The 13,864-nt window shown below is 62.0% G+C and carries 11 protein-coding genes and 1 pseudogene; 1 reads left to right on the forward strand and 11 read right to left on the reverse strand.

The window, feature by feature from the left end; all coding sequences use genetic code 11:
- Window positions 1-81 precede the first annotated feature (81 nt).
- The 11 genes and pseudogenes from RGV59_RS03555 to pilG form a co-directional block, all read right to left on the reverse strand.
- Window positions 82-462, reverse strand: a complete 381-nt coding sequence (locus RGV59_RS03555; protein WP_104904597.1) for a rhodanese-like domain-containing protein — start codon at window positions 460-462, stop codon at window positions 82-84.
- A 43-nt stretch (window positions 463-505) separates the two neighbouring features.
- The gene (locus RGV59_RS03560; RefSeq protein WP_017844991.1) at window positions 506-946 is read right to left on the reverse strand and encodes a group II truncated hemoglobin; all 441 of its coding nucleotides are present in this window, start codon (window positions 944-946) and stop codon (window positions 506-508) included.
- Window positions 947-1,445: 499 nt separating this feature from the next.
- Window positions 1,446-1,547, reverse strand: a pseudogene (locus RGV59_RS31645) (DUF6124 family protein); the annotation flags it as partial.
- 56 nt (window positions 1,548-1,603) lie between these two features.
- Window positions 1,604-2,023, reverse strand: a complete 420-nt coding sequence (locus RGV59_RS03565; protein ID WP_046381766.1) for a hypothetical protein — start codon at window positions 2,021-2,023, stop codon at window positions 1,604-1,606.
- Window positions 2,024-2,038: 15 nt separating this feature from the next.
- Window positions 2,039-2,383, reverse strand: a complete 345-nt coding sequence (locus tag RGV59_RS03570; protein WP_322246887.1) for a polymorphic toxin type 44 domain-containing protein — start codon at window positions 2,381-2,383, stop codon at window positions 2,039-2,041.
- A gap of 381 nt (window positions 2,384-2,764) precedes the next feature.
- Window positions 2,765-3,220 carry a chemotaxis protein CheW gene (locus tag RGV59_RS03575; RefSeq protein ID WP_017844993.1) on the reverse strand — a complete coding sequence of 152 codons (456 nt, stop codon included), beginning with the start codon at window positions 3,218-3,220 and terminating at the stop codon, window positions 2,765-2,767.
- Window positions 3,213-9,032: an Hpt domain-containing protein gene (locus RGV59_RS03580; protein WP_322246888.1), complete on the reverse strand. Its 5,820-nt coding sequence runs from the start codon at window positions 9,030-9,032 to the stop codon at window positions 3,213-3,215. The genes RGV59_RS03575 and RGV59_RS03580 overlap by 8 nt, the downstream gene beginning before the upstream one ends.
- Window positions 9,033-9,194: 162 nt before the next feature.
- A complete protein-coding gene (locus RGV59_RS03585; protein ID WP_232590979.1) occupies window positions 9,195-11,246 on the reverse strand; it encodes a methyl-accepting chemotaxis protein in 2,052 nt (683 codons plus the stop codon).
- Entirely contained in the window at window positions 11,243-11,767 is a 525-nt protein-coding gene (locus RGV59_RS03590; RefSeq protein ID WP_046381763.1) for a chemotaxis protein CheW, read from the reverse strand. Before RGV59_RS03590 ends, RGV59_RS03585 begins: the two co-directional genes overlap by 4 nt.
- 12 nt (window positions 11,768-11,779) lie before the next feature.
- Complete coding sequence (gene pilH / locus RGV59_RS03595) at window positions 11,780-12,145, reverse strand: twitching motility response regulator PilH (protein WP_046487806.1); 366 nt, start codon at window positions 12,143-12,145, stop codon at window positions 11,780-11,782.
- Between the two features lie 46 nt (window positions 12,146-12,191).
- Window positions 12,192-12,599 (reverse strand): twitching motility response regulator PilG, encoded by a 408-nt coding sequence (pilG, locus tag RGV59_RS03600; protein WP_010564379.1) that lies wholly within the window; start codon window positions 12,597-12,599, stop codon window positions 12,192-12,194.
- A gap of 239 nt (window positions 12,600-12,838) precedes the next feature.
- Here pilG and gshB point away from each other — a divergent pair, with 239 nt between their 5' ends.
- Entirely contained in the window at window positions 12,839-13,792 is a 954-nt protein-coding gene (gshB, locus tag RGV59_RS03605) for a glutathione synthase (protein WP_017844998.1), read from the forward strand.
- Window positions 13,793-13,864 lie beyond the last annotated feature (72 nt).

Here is a 13,864-nt window from a genome sequence, read left to right on the forward strand (position 1 = left end):
ACGGCTGGAGTAATGAATCAGCCACAGACACGGGGTTAAGCCTAATGGGGAGCAACATGCCCCCCAAAACAGCCCACGGCGCTACTCGAAGCGAGGTAAATGCGGAACCACCGTCGGCTTTTGCGCACTCACCCATGCGTCGAACCCTCCGGTGATCGATGTTACGTGCAGGTAGCCCATATCAAGCAGCGATACAGCCGCGAGTGCTGCACGACCACCCGTTTTGCAGTACAGCACGACCTTAAGGTCCCGCGAACTGAGTGCGGTATCGTTGGACAGTTTAAATTCCAGCATTCCGCGCGAGGCATGCACAGCGCCCGAGATATGACCTGCGGCATACTCGTCGGCTTCACGTACATCAATAAGTACATCCGCATTCTGGATAGCCAGGTCAACGTCTTCGATGGCAACTTCTTCGATACGGGCTTTAGCGTCTACTACAAGATCGTGGGCAGTTTTAATCATGGTATTTGGGAAGCGTCCAGTTGGGAGAGTTAGCCGACGTTCAAAGCGGCGCCGCAACACCTGCGCGGCTGCCATCGGTATTAATCATGTGGTCGGCCATTTCGGAAAACATACGTTGCAGCTTCGCATTCAGGACTGCGTCATCCACCTGCTCGTTGATTGCCTGACGCATGCACAGCATCCATTCGTCGCGCTCGACAATACTGACTGCAAAGGGCGCATGTCGCATGCGCAAACGCGGGTGGCCACGTTCCTGTTGAAACAGTGGCGGGCCGCCAAGCCAGCCACTCAGGAACTTGAATAGACTGTCGGCGCTGCCGGCAAGACTCGGCGGGTGCATCTGGCGCACTCTTCGCGCCTCGCACAGCACCTCCATCAATTCGTAAAAGCGGTCGACCAGTTTATGGATACCCGCCTCTCCCCCTAACTGGAGATAAGTACTGGTGTTGTTCTTATGCACGGTACTCAATAGTTCAGTCATATCGTCAGCACTCAATGTTGGAACTTTATCCCGCGGGCAAGCGCATGTGTCACACAGCACTGCCATTGGCAGATGACGCCGCCGTCATTTATCGCAACGGGCCATGACCAGGCAGTTAGCACGCGCCATGCCAAGAGCGGAAATGTGTTTTTTATTGATTGATAACAAATACTTAACTATTCGCGCACGAAGATGGCAGATGCGTTGGCAGTCACATATTCTGCCAATCGGCTATGACGGCAGTGGTTGGCAGTCAGGGTGCGGGCGAGCGCCTACGACGTGTGGCAGGCCGAGCATTGGGAGCAGCGAATTGATTGAGCTCTGAAGACGAGCGCTAACCTGTGTGGGAGGGGGCTCGCCCCCGATGGCAGTGGCTCAGTTACAGATACTGAGACTGACACACCGCCATCGGGGGCAAGCCCCCTCCCACATTTGTTCGGCGGTGTCTTTTAAATAGCGGTCCCCAAAAGGGAGTGATCAGTCGCTGTTTGGGAACGTTTCAAGATGCTGGAGAAGGGCTGACTTGATCCCGCGCTCTGTCGACCAGCAACTGCCCCAAAGCCGCCATTTGCTGGATTCCGAGCATGATTGCGCGCTGCGAGCGACACGTTCATGCAGGGCGCAAAATATTGCAGGAAGAATCCGAACGCTGACTCATCACAACTCCATCACCACCTTGACCGCTCCAAGACCTTCGAGGGCGTAGCTGTTGTACTCATACACGCCCCCCTGAATATCCAACCGAAGCACGCCCTCATGCTCACTTACTTGCACATCGGGTTCTTTGGTTTTTAGAAATGGATGAGCCGACACCAACCCTGTGAGTATTTCTTGATCACTCCCCAGGTCCTTATGAACGTAGTACCTGTAGGAAAAGCCCACCGTCGCACCACCCTGCCCATCCCGCGCGCCGTAGATTGAGGTGCCGTTGCCCAAGGAATGTTTCAACACCACCTCATCCAGATCCGGTGTCCCGGGCGACATGACCCAACTGCCCGCGATATAAATCAGGCAGACCACTAACAGGCAGTTACGCAGGATCGGTATGAAGCCTTCAGTGGCCTTGAGAAATCGCATACTCAATACCTCTCCTTATCCAATATTGATCTCGCGGGTCATCACCAAAAGGATCACCTCCCACCATGATCCAAAATCCGGATGGGTGGTTTTTGCGATGGTCTGAGCAACACCAGCGGCGCGCAGCAACACGTGCTCAGGAATGCCCAACACCGTACCAGTTGCACCGTAATTGAAGTTACCAAAAGCCTCGTATTGGCGCCCTCGCTTCTTGTAGTTCCATGGCCCGGCAGCTCTGACCTGAGAATAAAACCAGGAGTAGGCGAACGCCGAGCCTGACTGGAGATGAACACGCTTGCATTTGGCTATTGCCATATTTTCTAGAAGTGAAACACCAGGCGGCATTAACGGTACGGCCATGTGCCGGTCCTTGTTGGCAGTGAGGGGTGCTGAAATTAGCATCCCACTCAGGCCAGAAAACCTGCCCAATCAAAGTAAAGAAATTGCCTACATAAACAACATCCCATTCCGACAGAGGCTCGCCCCCGATGGCAGTGGCTCAGTTACAGATACTGAGACTGACACACCGCCATCGGGGGCAAGCCCCCTCCCACATTTGTTCGGTGGTGTCTTTTAAATAGCGGTCCCCAAAAGGGAGTCCCATTCAGGCCGGAAAACCTGTCCAATCCAGGCAAAGAACTTGCCTACATAAACAACATTCAATTCTGACATCAGTGCGCTCAACGCCAACCTGTGTGGGAGCAAGCCCCTCCCACATCGGGATCATCGCAAGGCTTATGTTCAGGCCAGGCCGGATTCAACCAGCAGGGCTTCTAACCCCATCAAATCCGGCACTTTCGCCACATGCTCCCCCACCTGCACCGCCGCCAGTTCCAGCGGGCACAGCGGCACATCCACGTAGCTCAACTGGCTATCGAGTTTGTACGAGCGGGGAATCCCCTGGATCACCATCGCAATGAACTTCAATGACGGCCGCCCGCCCAGGGCGTTCAGCACGACGATGCGCGAGCGCTCGCCGGTCACGCTGGCTTCACCGCAGGCCGCTTCGAAGCTGATCAGCGGCAATTGCCGGTCGCGCCAGGTCACTTGCCGCAGGTACCAGGGCGGTGCGTCGCTGGCCGGTTCGCCGCGCTGGAAGTCGATCAGTTCAGCGATGGCGACGTTGGGCAGCACCAGGTGGCGGTCGGCGAGGGGCAGGAGCAGGCCGGTGAGTTGGCTGGTGCGGTGGTCAAGCATGGGACTTGCTCCAATAGGCGATGCTTTCCAGCAGCACCGACTCCTGATACGGCTTGCCGAGGTAGTCGTTGACGCCGATGGCCATGGCGCGGTCGCGGTGCTTCTGGCCGGTGCGGGAGGTGATCATGATGATCGGCAAGCGCATCAGCCGTGGGTCGTTGCGCACCTGGATGGCCACTTCGAAACCGTCCATGCGCGGCATTTCGATGTCCAGCAGCATCAGGTCCGGGGTGTGTTCTTCCAGCACGGCCATGGCGTCGATGCCGTCCTTGGCGGTGAGGACGTTCATGCCGTTGCGCTCGAGCAGGCGGCTGGTGACTTTGCGCACGGTGACCGAGTCGTCCACCACCAGCACCAGCAGCGGGCGCTTTTTCAGCGGCGCGTTGAGCAGCAGCGGGACGTCCACCACCTGGGCCGGCAAGGCCGGTTGCCGGGCGCGGATGTGGGCGAGCAGGTCGATGATCAAGACCACGCGGCCATCGCCGAGAATGGTCGCCCCGGAGAGCCCCTTCACCCCGGCAAACTGCGGCCCCAGGCCCTTGACCACGATTTCCCGGCTCCCCGCCATGCTGTCCACCTGCACCGCCACGTGCCGTTCGTTGTACTGCACCAACAGCACGGGAAGCGGTTGGTACTGGCCCAGCAGTTTCGGGCGGGCGACCGTGTGCAGCAGGTCGCCGAGGTAAAACAGCTCATAGCGCTGGCCGGCGTATTCATAACGCGGCGGGTCCAGTTGATAGTGCCCTTCCAGCTCATGGGGCAACACGCGCACCAGACCTTCGATGGTGTTGAGCGGCATCGCGTATTGATCGTCCGCGCACTGCACCATCAGCGCACGGTTGACCGACACGGTGAACGGCAGGCGAATACGAAAATGCACGCCCGCCCCCGGTATCGAATCGATAAACATCGAGCCGCCAAGCTGGCGCACTTCTTCATGCACCACGTCCATGCCCACGCCGCGCCCGGAAATCTGGGTGATCTTTTCCGCGGTGGAGAACCCCGGCTGCAGGATGAACTGCAACACGTCATGGTCGCTGATCTCTTGATCAGCGGCGAGCAGGCCGCGCTTGATCGCCTTGCGCCGTACCGCATCGAGAGACACGCCGGCACCGTCGTCGCGCAGGTCGAAGAGGATATCGCCGCCTTCGTGGGTCAGGTCCAGGGTGACGCGGCCCTTCTCGGGCTTGCCGGCCAGCAGCCGCGCCTCGCGGGACTCCAGGCCGTGATCGACGGCGTTGCGCAGCATATGTTCCAGCGGCGCGACCATGCGTTCCAGCACGTTGCGGTCCATCTCGCCCTCGGCATTGCCGACCACGAATTCCACGTCCTTGCCCAACTCCTGCGCGACCTGGCGCACGATGCGCTTGAGGCGCGGCAGCATGCGTTCAAAGGGCACCATGCGCGTTCGCATCAGGCCTTCTTGCAATTCGGTGTTGATGCGCGCCTGTTGCTGCAACAGGTCGTGGGCATCCTGGTTGCGGCGTTCGAGGGTTTCCTTGAGGTCGAGCAAGTCGGAGGCAGACTCGAACAACGCCCGGGACAGTTGCTGCAACTGTGAATGACGGTCCATTTCCAGCGGGTCGAATTCGTCATAGTCCAAGCGCTCGGCTTCGGCCTGCTGACGGCTGAAGAGGCGGCCCTGGGTTTCGCTGTCGAGCCGACGCAGTTGGTCGCGCATGCGCTCGAGGGTGGTTTCCACTTCGTTGAGGGCAACCTGCGCGTCGTTGACCTGCTGTTCGATTCGGCCACGGAAGATCGAGGTTTCACCGGCCAGGTTGACCAGGTCGTCCAGCAGGTCGGCGGAGATTTTCACCATGTCGGCCGTCGGTTCGACAGCCGCTTCGGCCTTGCCCGTCACCAACGCCACCGCCGCCACCGGCTCATCGCTGGGGTGGACCAGGCTCTTGATGCGCTCGATGAGTTTGTCCACCGAGCCCACCGGCAAGCCCGCCGCCACCGCATCGATCATCTGCGCCAGGCGGTCGTGACAACCTTGCAGCAAGGCGAACAACTCAGAGGACGCCACGAGCAAACCGGAGGACAAGCCTTCGTAGAGAAACTCCAGCTCATGGGCCAAGTCGCCGATCGGGCCGATCTCGACCATGCGCGCACCGCCCTTGAGGGTGTGCAGGTCGCGCAGCAGGGTTTCGACTTCCTGGCGGTTATGGGGCTCTGCCTGCCAGCGCAGCAACGCCGCGCCCGAGCTGTCGAGAATGTCGGCAGCTTCTTCGAGGAAGATATCCAGCAACTCAGGGTCGATGCCCAAGGTATGCGCGGTCGCGACCGGCGCCGTGGGCGAACCGCTGTGGCGCAACGCCCGGACTTTGGCGATCAACTCACTGGAATCGCTCAGCGCCTGATGCTCTTGCAACTGGTCCAACTGCAACGCCAAGTGCTCATGACTGGACATCAGTACCTGGGACAGCTCGCCGGAATAGCTGTAGCGGCGGTCCGCCAGGCCTTCGTAAAGGCCTTCCAGCTCGTAGGCAAGGTCGCCGACCGGCCCGATTTCGGCCATGCGCGCGCCGCCCTTGAGGGTGTGCATATCGCGCTGCAACGAGGTCAACGGCGCTACGCCCTCGGGTTCCAGCAGCCAGCGCTTGAGGGATTGCCCGGCGCTGTCGAGGATATCCACGGCTTCTTCGAGGAAGATCTCGACAATCTCATCATCTACCACCGCGTGCCGATCCAGCCGGGCCGTCGCGGCGCCCAGTTCGGAGATGCTCAGCGCACGGCTGCCGTCGCTTTTGATCAGGCCGGTGGCGGACGGGTCGAGGGCGCCATCCAGCAGCTCGCGCAAGGCTTGCATGCGCGCCGGGGCCGGGCTGATTTCCTGGCCGGCGGCCAGTTGGTCGAGCATGTTGATCAGCGCTTCGTGGGCCTGTTCGGCCTCCTGGAAAAACCGCTCGCTGACCGCCAGGCTGCTTTCTTCCACGGCGCCGTAAAGGTCGAGCAGGGCTTCGCACAGTTCGTCGATGGCGTGCAGGTCGGCGAGGTGCGCGCCCTGCCCCAGGGTGGTCAATTCGTCCAGCAGCGCGGTCAGTTCCTGGCGTTCGCCGGGGTGTTGTTGCCAGCGGCGCAGCAGGCTTTCGGCGTCGAGCAGGATGTCCATGCCCTGGGCCAGGAAGTTGTTGATCAGTTGCGGATCACGCTTGATCCGCAGCCCGGTGCTCGGCGCTTCGAGCTGGGCTTGAAGCTGCTGATCGAGCAGGCTTTGGGTGCGACCGATCAGGTCGGCGGCCCCTTGGATCGGCATCAGCGGGTCGCCGTTCAACTGGCGCAAGCCCCGTTGGAACAGGCCCTCGGCCTCCAGCAGCAGTTCCACTTCATCCAGGTCCAACGGCAGGCGGTGGGCCTTGTACTCGCGGGTCAGGTGATCGAGCGGGCGCGCCAGTTCGGCGATCGGCAGCACGCCGGCCATGTAGGCGCTGCCTTTGAGGGTGTGCAAGGCGCGTTGCAGCTCATCGCTGACTTGCAGCGGCACATGCTCGGCGGCCTGGCGCAGGAAATGGTTGAGGCTGTCGAGGTGGCTCTGGACTTCGTTGCGGAAGATCTCCAGCAGCATCGGGTCATGGGGTTCGGCAGCCGCCACGGCAGTGCCGCTGGCCAACGCGTGGGCGCGTGCGGCCAGGGCGTCGACCGCGTCCCGCTGGCGCTGGGCACCGGCGGCGAAGTCGGCGATCAGTTCCGGCAGCAGGGCCACTGCTTCATCCAGCACCTGTTGCACCTCGGGGCCGGCGGCCACGCTGCGCTCCAGCACGCGGTTGAGCAGGTTCTCCACGGCCCAGGCCAGTTCCGCCAGCACCAGGGCCCGCACCATGCGGCCGCTGCCTTTGAGGGTGTGGAAGGCACGGCGCATTTCGCCGAGGGCGGTTTTATCGACGCCGCTCGGCAGATGGTGGTGCAGCACCTCGAGGACTTCGGCGGTCTCTTCGAGGAACACTTCACGCAGTTCGTCGTCGATCGGCTCTTCACCGGCCGGCGGCGGCAGCAGGCTGCCGGGGCGTTGCAGGGCGGGCGGGTTCAAGCGCGAAGCGGGATTGGCCAGCGCGTCGAACTGGGACTGGCTCGGCGTGCTCTCGCTCGACAGCGCGCCATCCGGCGCCACCAGCGCCTGGCGCCAGGGCTTTTCGGCAGGCAGGTAACCCAGCGCGGCCAGGCCCCGGGTGGCCAGCTCCAGTACCCGTTCGCCAGCGGCGTCGGGGTCTTGGAGCATGCGCTCCAGGTAGTACTCCAGGCCGCTGATCACGTCGGCGAAATGCTCCAACTGCTCTGCGGATGGCACTGCGTCGTTGATCATCAGTTGTTCATCGACGTAATCGGTGCAACCGCGCATCAGGCTCGCTGCGCGTGGCAGTGGAATCATCGCCAGGGCGCCGCGCACCTGGCTCAACAGCTCCGGCAGGGACTCCAGGCGCTGGCGCTCCCACTGGGCGTCGATGCAGTCGATCACCAGCTCTTTGGCTTGCTTGAGGCACTGGCAGGACTCGCGGATCACCAACTGATGAATCTGCGTCAGGTCGGTGGTGGGCAAACGGCTCTCTTCGCGGTTTTCCGGCTCGACCGTGCCCGCCATCCCGGCCAGCGTGGCTTCGACGTAGAGCAAGGCGCCGGCAACATCCATCAGCACCGCATCGTTGGGTTCGCGCTGGCCCTGGGCCAGGCTCAACACCACTGCAAGCTGGTCGATGATGACTTTGCGCGGCTGGCCAAAGCCCAGCACCGCAAGGGTATCGGCGATTTGCCGCAGCGGCGCCAACAGCGCATCGAGGTCGCTGGTGTGTTGACGGTCGCTGCGCACGAACAGGTCGAGGCGCTCCTTGACCCGCACCAGCTCCTCGCACAACGCGCCGAGCACCGAGCCCATCGCATTGCGGTCCGGCCCGGCCAGGCGCGCCCGTTCGGCATCAACCACGGCGCTGTCGGGCAAGGCTTCATCGAGGCCGTAGCGTTCTTTCAGGCTTTGCATGCGCGGCGTTGGCCGGGTGACTTTGGCGACGTAGAACAGCAGGCTCTTGAGCAGTTCATCCGGCGCCGGCTGGTTGATGCCGCCAATGCCCTGGACGAGCAGGCGCTTGAGTTGCTTGTCGCTGGCCTTGAGCAGGCTGCGCAGCGCCGGGCTGTTGGCGATCACGCCGGTCAACATGCCCTCGACCAGCGCCGAGGTAACTTGCCACAGCGGCAACAGCGGCGCGCCCTGGCACAGCGCTTCGAGGCGCGCGAAGACTCGCGCCATGTCTTCCAGGTTGCTCGGGCCGTGATCTTCGCGCAGCAACCCGGCCAGGGCTTGTTGCAGCAGCAGGTGCCACTGACGCACCTGCTCGTTCAGGTCGGGCGGCGCGCGTTGCGCCAGCGTTTCTTCGGACAACGGCGCAATCGACAGCAGTTGCGGGCTGAACAGGCTGGTTTCGGACAACAGGCTTTCGCCGCGCGCACTGCGCAGGTCGTTGAGCAGCGGCAACACCACCAGCGGCAAGTCGCGACGCGCGCTGTGGATGCGGTCCAGGTACAGCGGCAATTGGCCGAGGGCTTGTTGTAGCAGGCGGATGCTTTCATCGCGCTGGCTGACGCGCCCGGCCTGCAGGGCCAGAGCCAGGGCTTCGATTTCTTCGGCGAGCAGCGCCGCGCCGTAGAACTCGACCATTTGCAAGGCGCCATGCACTTGATGGATGCACGCCAGGCAGTCGCCGAGGGTGTCGTTGTCGGTGGTTTCGACAAACGCGTCCAGCGCCGAACGGGCCTGTTTCAGGGTTTCGGCAATGTCGCCCTTGACCCATTCGAGGGCCACGTAGTCGTGCCGATCAACCATAACTGCTCCGCTTAGAATTCATGAGTTGCTGGTGTTCTTGAAACAAAGAGCGAGATCACATGTGGAGGGGGCTTGCTCCCGATGACGGTGTATCAGTCACCTGATTCATTGACTGACCCACTGCCATCGGGAGCAAGCGCCCTCCCACATTTGGATTGCATTTCAATCATCAGCCTGCTTAGCAGCCGGGAGGGTGAAGCCCGATACTGAGCGGCGCAACTGGCTGGCCATTTTCGCCAGGTTGCCGATGCTCTCGGCGGTGGCGGTCGAGCCCGATGAGGTCTGGCTGGTGATCTGCTGGATGACGTTCATGGTCAGCGAGATCTGCCCCGCCGACGACGTCTGTTGCTGCGCCGCGTTGGAAATACTCTGGATCAGCGCCGCCAGGGTTTTCGACACGCCTTCGATCTCTTCCAGCGCCACCCCGGCGTCCTGGGCCAGCCGTGCGCCGCGCACCACTTCAGTGGTGGTCTGTTCCATCGAGATGACGGCTTCGTTGGTGTCGGCCTGGATCGCCCGCACCAGGGTTTCGATCTGCCGCGTGGCCGCCGAGGAGCGCTCGGCCAGGCGTTGCACTTCATCGGCAACCACCGCGAAGCCGCGTCCGGCATCCCCGGCCATGCTTGCCTGGATCGCGGCGTTGAGCGCAAGGATGTTGGTCTGGTCGGCGATGTCATCGATCAGGCTGACAATGTCGCCGATCTCCTGGGACGACTCGCCCAGGCGCTTGATGCGCTTGGCGGTGTCCTGGATCTGCTCGCGAATGTTGTCCATGCCGTGGATGGTGTTGTGTACCACTTCATTGCCCTTGTTGGCGATTTCCACCGAGCGCTCGGCCACCGCCGAGGATTCAGCCGCGTTCGCCGACACCTGATCGATCGACTGGGCCATCTGCTTGATCGCGGTGGAAGCCTCGGCGATTTGCTGGGCCTGATGCTCCGAGGCCTGCGCCAGGTGCATGGCGGTGGCCTGGGTGTCCTGCACCGCGCCGGCGACCTGGCCGGCGGTGAGGTTGATGGTAGCGACAAGGTCGCGCAGTTGGTCCACGGAATAGTTGATGGAGTCGGCGATGGTGCCGGTGAAGTCTTCGGTCACCGAGGCCGTCACGGTGAGGTCGCCGTCGGCCAGGTCTTCGATTTCATCCAGCAGGCGCATGATCGCGTTCTGGTTGCGCTCGTTCTTCTCGGCGGTTTCCCGCAGTTGCTGGTTGGTGGCGCGGACCATCACCAGGCCGATCAGGATGATCGAGGCCAGCGCCAGCAAGCCCAGCACATAGCCGCCGATCGTGTCGAAGCTGCGCCCGCCGGCGAGGTTTTCAAAGCCGGTGGCCAGGAGCGAGGCTTCATCGAGCAGGGTTTGCGAGAGGTTGAAAATATTGCTCGCCGAGGCCCGGACCTGGAACAGTTGCGGCGAGGTTTCGAGGATCTCGTCCACGGAGCCGGAGACAAACTCGAACAGCTCGGCGATTTCCGCCAGGCGCGCCCGTGCGTCGTGGTCCTCGACCTGGGTGATGCGCAGCCCGGGGTTGCCCTGGAGCATGCCGGTGAGCACCTGGCCGAAGCGGTTGGCATCGCGGCCAAAGGCATCGGCGGCCTGCGCGGCGGTTTCGTCACCGGCCAGCACGGTGTTGACCGCCCCCAGGATCCGCTCGGCCAGCAGCGACTGGCGCTGGGCCAAGGCCACCTGGCTGGCCGGGGCGCCGCGTTGCAGCAGGATATCCACGACCTTTTCCGATTCCATCTGCAGTTGCGGCACGGTTTCGGCCAGGGTCGCGGCAACTTGATGCAACGACAGCACGGTCTGTTCGCTGGCGAGGATCGCGTCGGTGTTTTTCAGCAGCGCTTCCCAATCGGTCTGCACCGCCCGCATCTCTGCACGTACCGCATTGGGCGCGGCGGGCAGGCCGGTGGCCGGGTCGCCCTTTTTCAGGTAACCCCAGCGCCGGGCAAAGTCATTGCGCGCCTCCGCCAGCAACTTGAACGCCGCGGCCTTGCCGGCGGCGGCTTCGGTGGCGTTCTTGGCGATACGCTGGGACAGCACCCGCAACTCACCGGCGTGGCCGATGTACTGCTTGTCGTAGGTGGACTGGGTGTTGAGGTACGCGAAGTTGGCGAACAGCAACATGATGAACACGATCAGCGCAATAAACAGCACGATGATCTGCGAGCGGCTGCGTGAGCCTGCCTGGGGTTTGGGCGTGGTAGCGGTGGTCATGCGGCAACATCCATGAAGCCAGGGGCCTGGGCCAGAGCGAAGGGGCTGAAGACCTGCCATTGCTGATCAGCGTCGAACCGGCCACTGATAAAGGGTACGCCGGGGGTGGCGCTGGGCAACAAGGCGTCTTGTGCGAAATGCTGCATACCCACCACCTCGTCCACCAGCAGCCCGATAAATATGTCCTGGTATTCCACGACCAATACCCGCCGCTGCTTGTCTGCCTTGGACAGCGCATGGCCGAGGAACCCGCCGAGATCCATCACCGGCAGCAGGCGCCCACGCAGGTTAGCGACTCCTCTGATCCAGGTCTTGACCCCGGGCATTAAAGTGCAGCGCGGCTCATGCAGCACTTCGGCGACTTCGCGCATGGGCGCGACAAACCACTGTTCGCCCACGCGAAAGCCGATCCCGCTCCAGCCTTGCAGGCGGGTTTCCTGGGACGGCAGGTCAGCGGCCAGCAGGCGACAGCGGCGGTCGATGTCCAGCAGCAGCTCGAAGGCGGTTAGCGACTCGGTCATGATGGCGTGCCGTCAGCGGGCCAAGACCTTGTTCAGGGTGGCGATCAGCGTGGCTTCGTCCACCGGCTTGGTCAGGTAATCCTTGGCGCCCTGGCGCGCGCCCCAGATTTTGTCGGTTTCCTGGTCCTTGGTGGTGATGATGATGATCGGGATGCTGTTGGTTTCCCGCTCCTTGGACAGCTGGCGGGTGGCCTGGAAGCCATTGAGGCCCGGCATCACGATGTCCATCAAGACCGCGTCGGGCTTTTCCTGGCGGGCCAGGGCCACGCCGTCGGCACCGTTTTCCGCTTTCAAGACCTGATGACCGTGCTTTTCCAGCATGCCGGTCAGTTTGTACATTTCGGTCGGCGAATCGTCGACGATCAGAACACGTGCCATGGTTTTCCCCACTACATTGGAAGACGCACGCCCTTGTGAGGTTGCGTCAGTGTGCTTGTTCTACTGCGGCGAAACCCGGCACGTAGGCCTTGATCGCGCCCAGCAGTTCTTCCTTGCTGAAAGGCTTGGTCAAAAACTGATCGACACCGACGATACGCCCCTTGGCCTTGTCGAACAGGCCGTCCTTGGAAGACAGCATGATCACCGGGATCGACTTGAACGCCGGGTTGTTCTTCACCAAGGCGCACGTCTGATAGCCATCCAGGCGCGGCATCATGATGTCGACAAAGATAATGTGCGGGTGATGATCCACAATCCGGGCCAGGGCATCGAAACCATCGATGGCCGTGATGACATCGCAGCCCACGTTCTTCAACAGGGTTTCGGCGGTGCGGCGGATCGTTTTCGAATCGTCGATCACCATCACTCTCAAGGCGTTGGAATGCTGTTCCATATCTGCTCTACCATCGCCACAGCGAATCGGTTTTCGGTGTGTACGGCCTGATACTGCCCAGGATGAGCGTCACAAGCCTTGGAATTCAGGGGCTGCTGCGCCGTGGCAGTCTTTTTAGCACAGTCTCGTGGAGCAATCTATCGAGCGACCCGCCAGGTGGTTTTTCCTTGACCCACAACAGTCGCAGCGCCACTCTGACGCCACTTTTATGCGCCCTAATTTGCTAGAGGAAATCCCCCATGAGCGTTCGCGTCGGCATTGTCATGGACCCTATCGCCAGCATTTCCTATAAAAAGGACAGCTCGCTGGCCATGCTCCTGGCCGCCCAGGCCCGCGGCTGGAGCCTGTTCTATATGGAACAGCGCGACCTTTACCAGGGCGACGGCGAGGCGCGTGCGCGGATGCGTCCGCTCGAGGTGTTCGCCAACCCTGAAAAGTGGTTCGAGCTGCAAGACGAAATCGACAGCCCCCTGAGCGACCTGGACGTGATCCTGATGCGCAAGGACCCGCCGTTCGACATGGAATTCGTCTACTCCACCTACCTGCTGGAGCAGGCCGAGCGCGCCGGCGTGCTGATCGTCAACAAGCCGCAGAGCCTGCGCGACTGCAATGAGAAGCTGTTCGCCACGCTGTTCCCGCACTGCACGCCGCCGACCGTGGTCAGCCGCCGCGCCGATGTGCTGCGCGAATTCGCCGCCAAGCACGGCGATGTGATCCTCAAGCCGCTGGACGGCATGGGCGGCACCTCGATCTTCCGCCACCGCGCCGGCGACCCGAACCTGTCGGTGATCCTCGAAACCCTGACCGCCCTGGGCACCCAGCAGATCATGGGCCAGGCTTATCTGCCGGCGATCAAGGACGGCGACAAGCGCATCCTGATGATCGACGGCGAACCGGTGGATTATTGCCTGGCGCGCATCCCGGCAGCCGGCGAGACCCGCGGCAACCTGGCGGCCGGCGGTCGTGGCGAAGCCCGGCCTTTGTCGGACAAGGACCGCTGGATTGCTTCCCAGGTCGGCCCGACCCTGCGGGAAAAAGGTTTGCTGTTCGTAGGCCTCGACGTAATTGGTGAACACCTCACCGAAATCAACGTCACCAGCCCGACCTGTATTCGCGAGATCGACAATGCATTTGGCACGAACATCGGCGAAATGCTGATGGCCGCGATTGAGCGCAAGCTACAAGCCAAGTGACATAGAACAGCCGGACACCCGCCAACATTGCGTTATCATGCGCCACCTGTGAAACACGCGATGTTGGTTTTC

It is taken from the genome of Pseudomonas sp. FG1 (assembly GCF_034313875.1).
Lineage (GTDB): Bacteria > Pseudomonadota > Gammaproteobacteria > Pseudomonadales > Pseudomonadaceae > Aquipseudomonas > Aquipseudomonas veronii.

Excerpts from the sequence above, each read along its gene's own strand:
- RGV59_RS03560 (WP_017844991.1), bottom strand. The coding sequence starts at position 946 with ATGACTGAACTATTGAGTACCGTGCATAAGAACAACACCAGTACTTAT.
- pilG (WP_010564379.1), bottom strand. The coding sequence starts at position 12,599 with ATGGAACAGCATTCCAACGCCTTGAGAGTGATGGTGATCGACGATTCG.
- pilH (WP_046487806.1), bottom strand. The coding sequence starts at position 12,145 with ATGGCACGTGTTCTGATCGTCGACGATTCGCCGACCGAAATGTACAAA.
- RGV59_RS03580 (WP_322246888.1), bottom strand. The coding sequence starts at position 9,032 with ATGGTTGATCGGCACGACTACGTGGCCCTCGAATGGGTCAAGGGCGAC.
- RGV59_RS03585 (WP_232590979.1), bottom strand. The coding sequence starts at position 11,246 with ATGACCACCGCTACCACGCCCAAACCCCAGGCAGGCTCACGCAGCCGC.
- RGV59_RS03565 (WP_046381766.1), bottom strand. The coding sequence starts at position 2,023 with ATGCGATTTCTCAAGGCCACTGAAGGCTTCATACCGATCCTGCGTAAC.
- RGV59_RS03590 (WP_046381763.1), bottom strand. The coding sequence starts at position 11,767 with ATGACCGAGTCGCTAACCGCCTTCGAGCTGCTGCTGGACATCGACCGC.
- RGV59_RS03575 (WP_017844993.1), bottom strand. The coding sequence starts at position 3,220 with ATGCTTGACCACCGCACCAGCCAACTCACCGGCCTGCTCCTGCCCCTC.
- gshB (WP_017844998.1), top strand. The coding sequence starts at position 12,839 with ATGAGCGTTCGCGTCGGCATTGTCATGGACCCTATCGCCAGCATTTCC.
- RGV59_RS03570 (WP_322246887.1), bottom strand. The coding sequence starts at position 2,383 with ATGGCCGTACCGTTAATGCCGCCTGGTGTTTCACTTCTAGAAAATATG.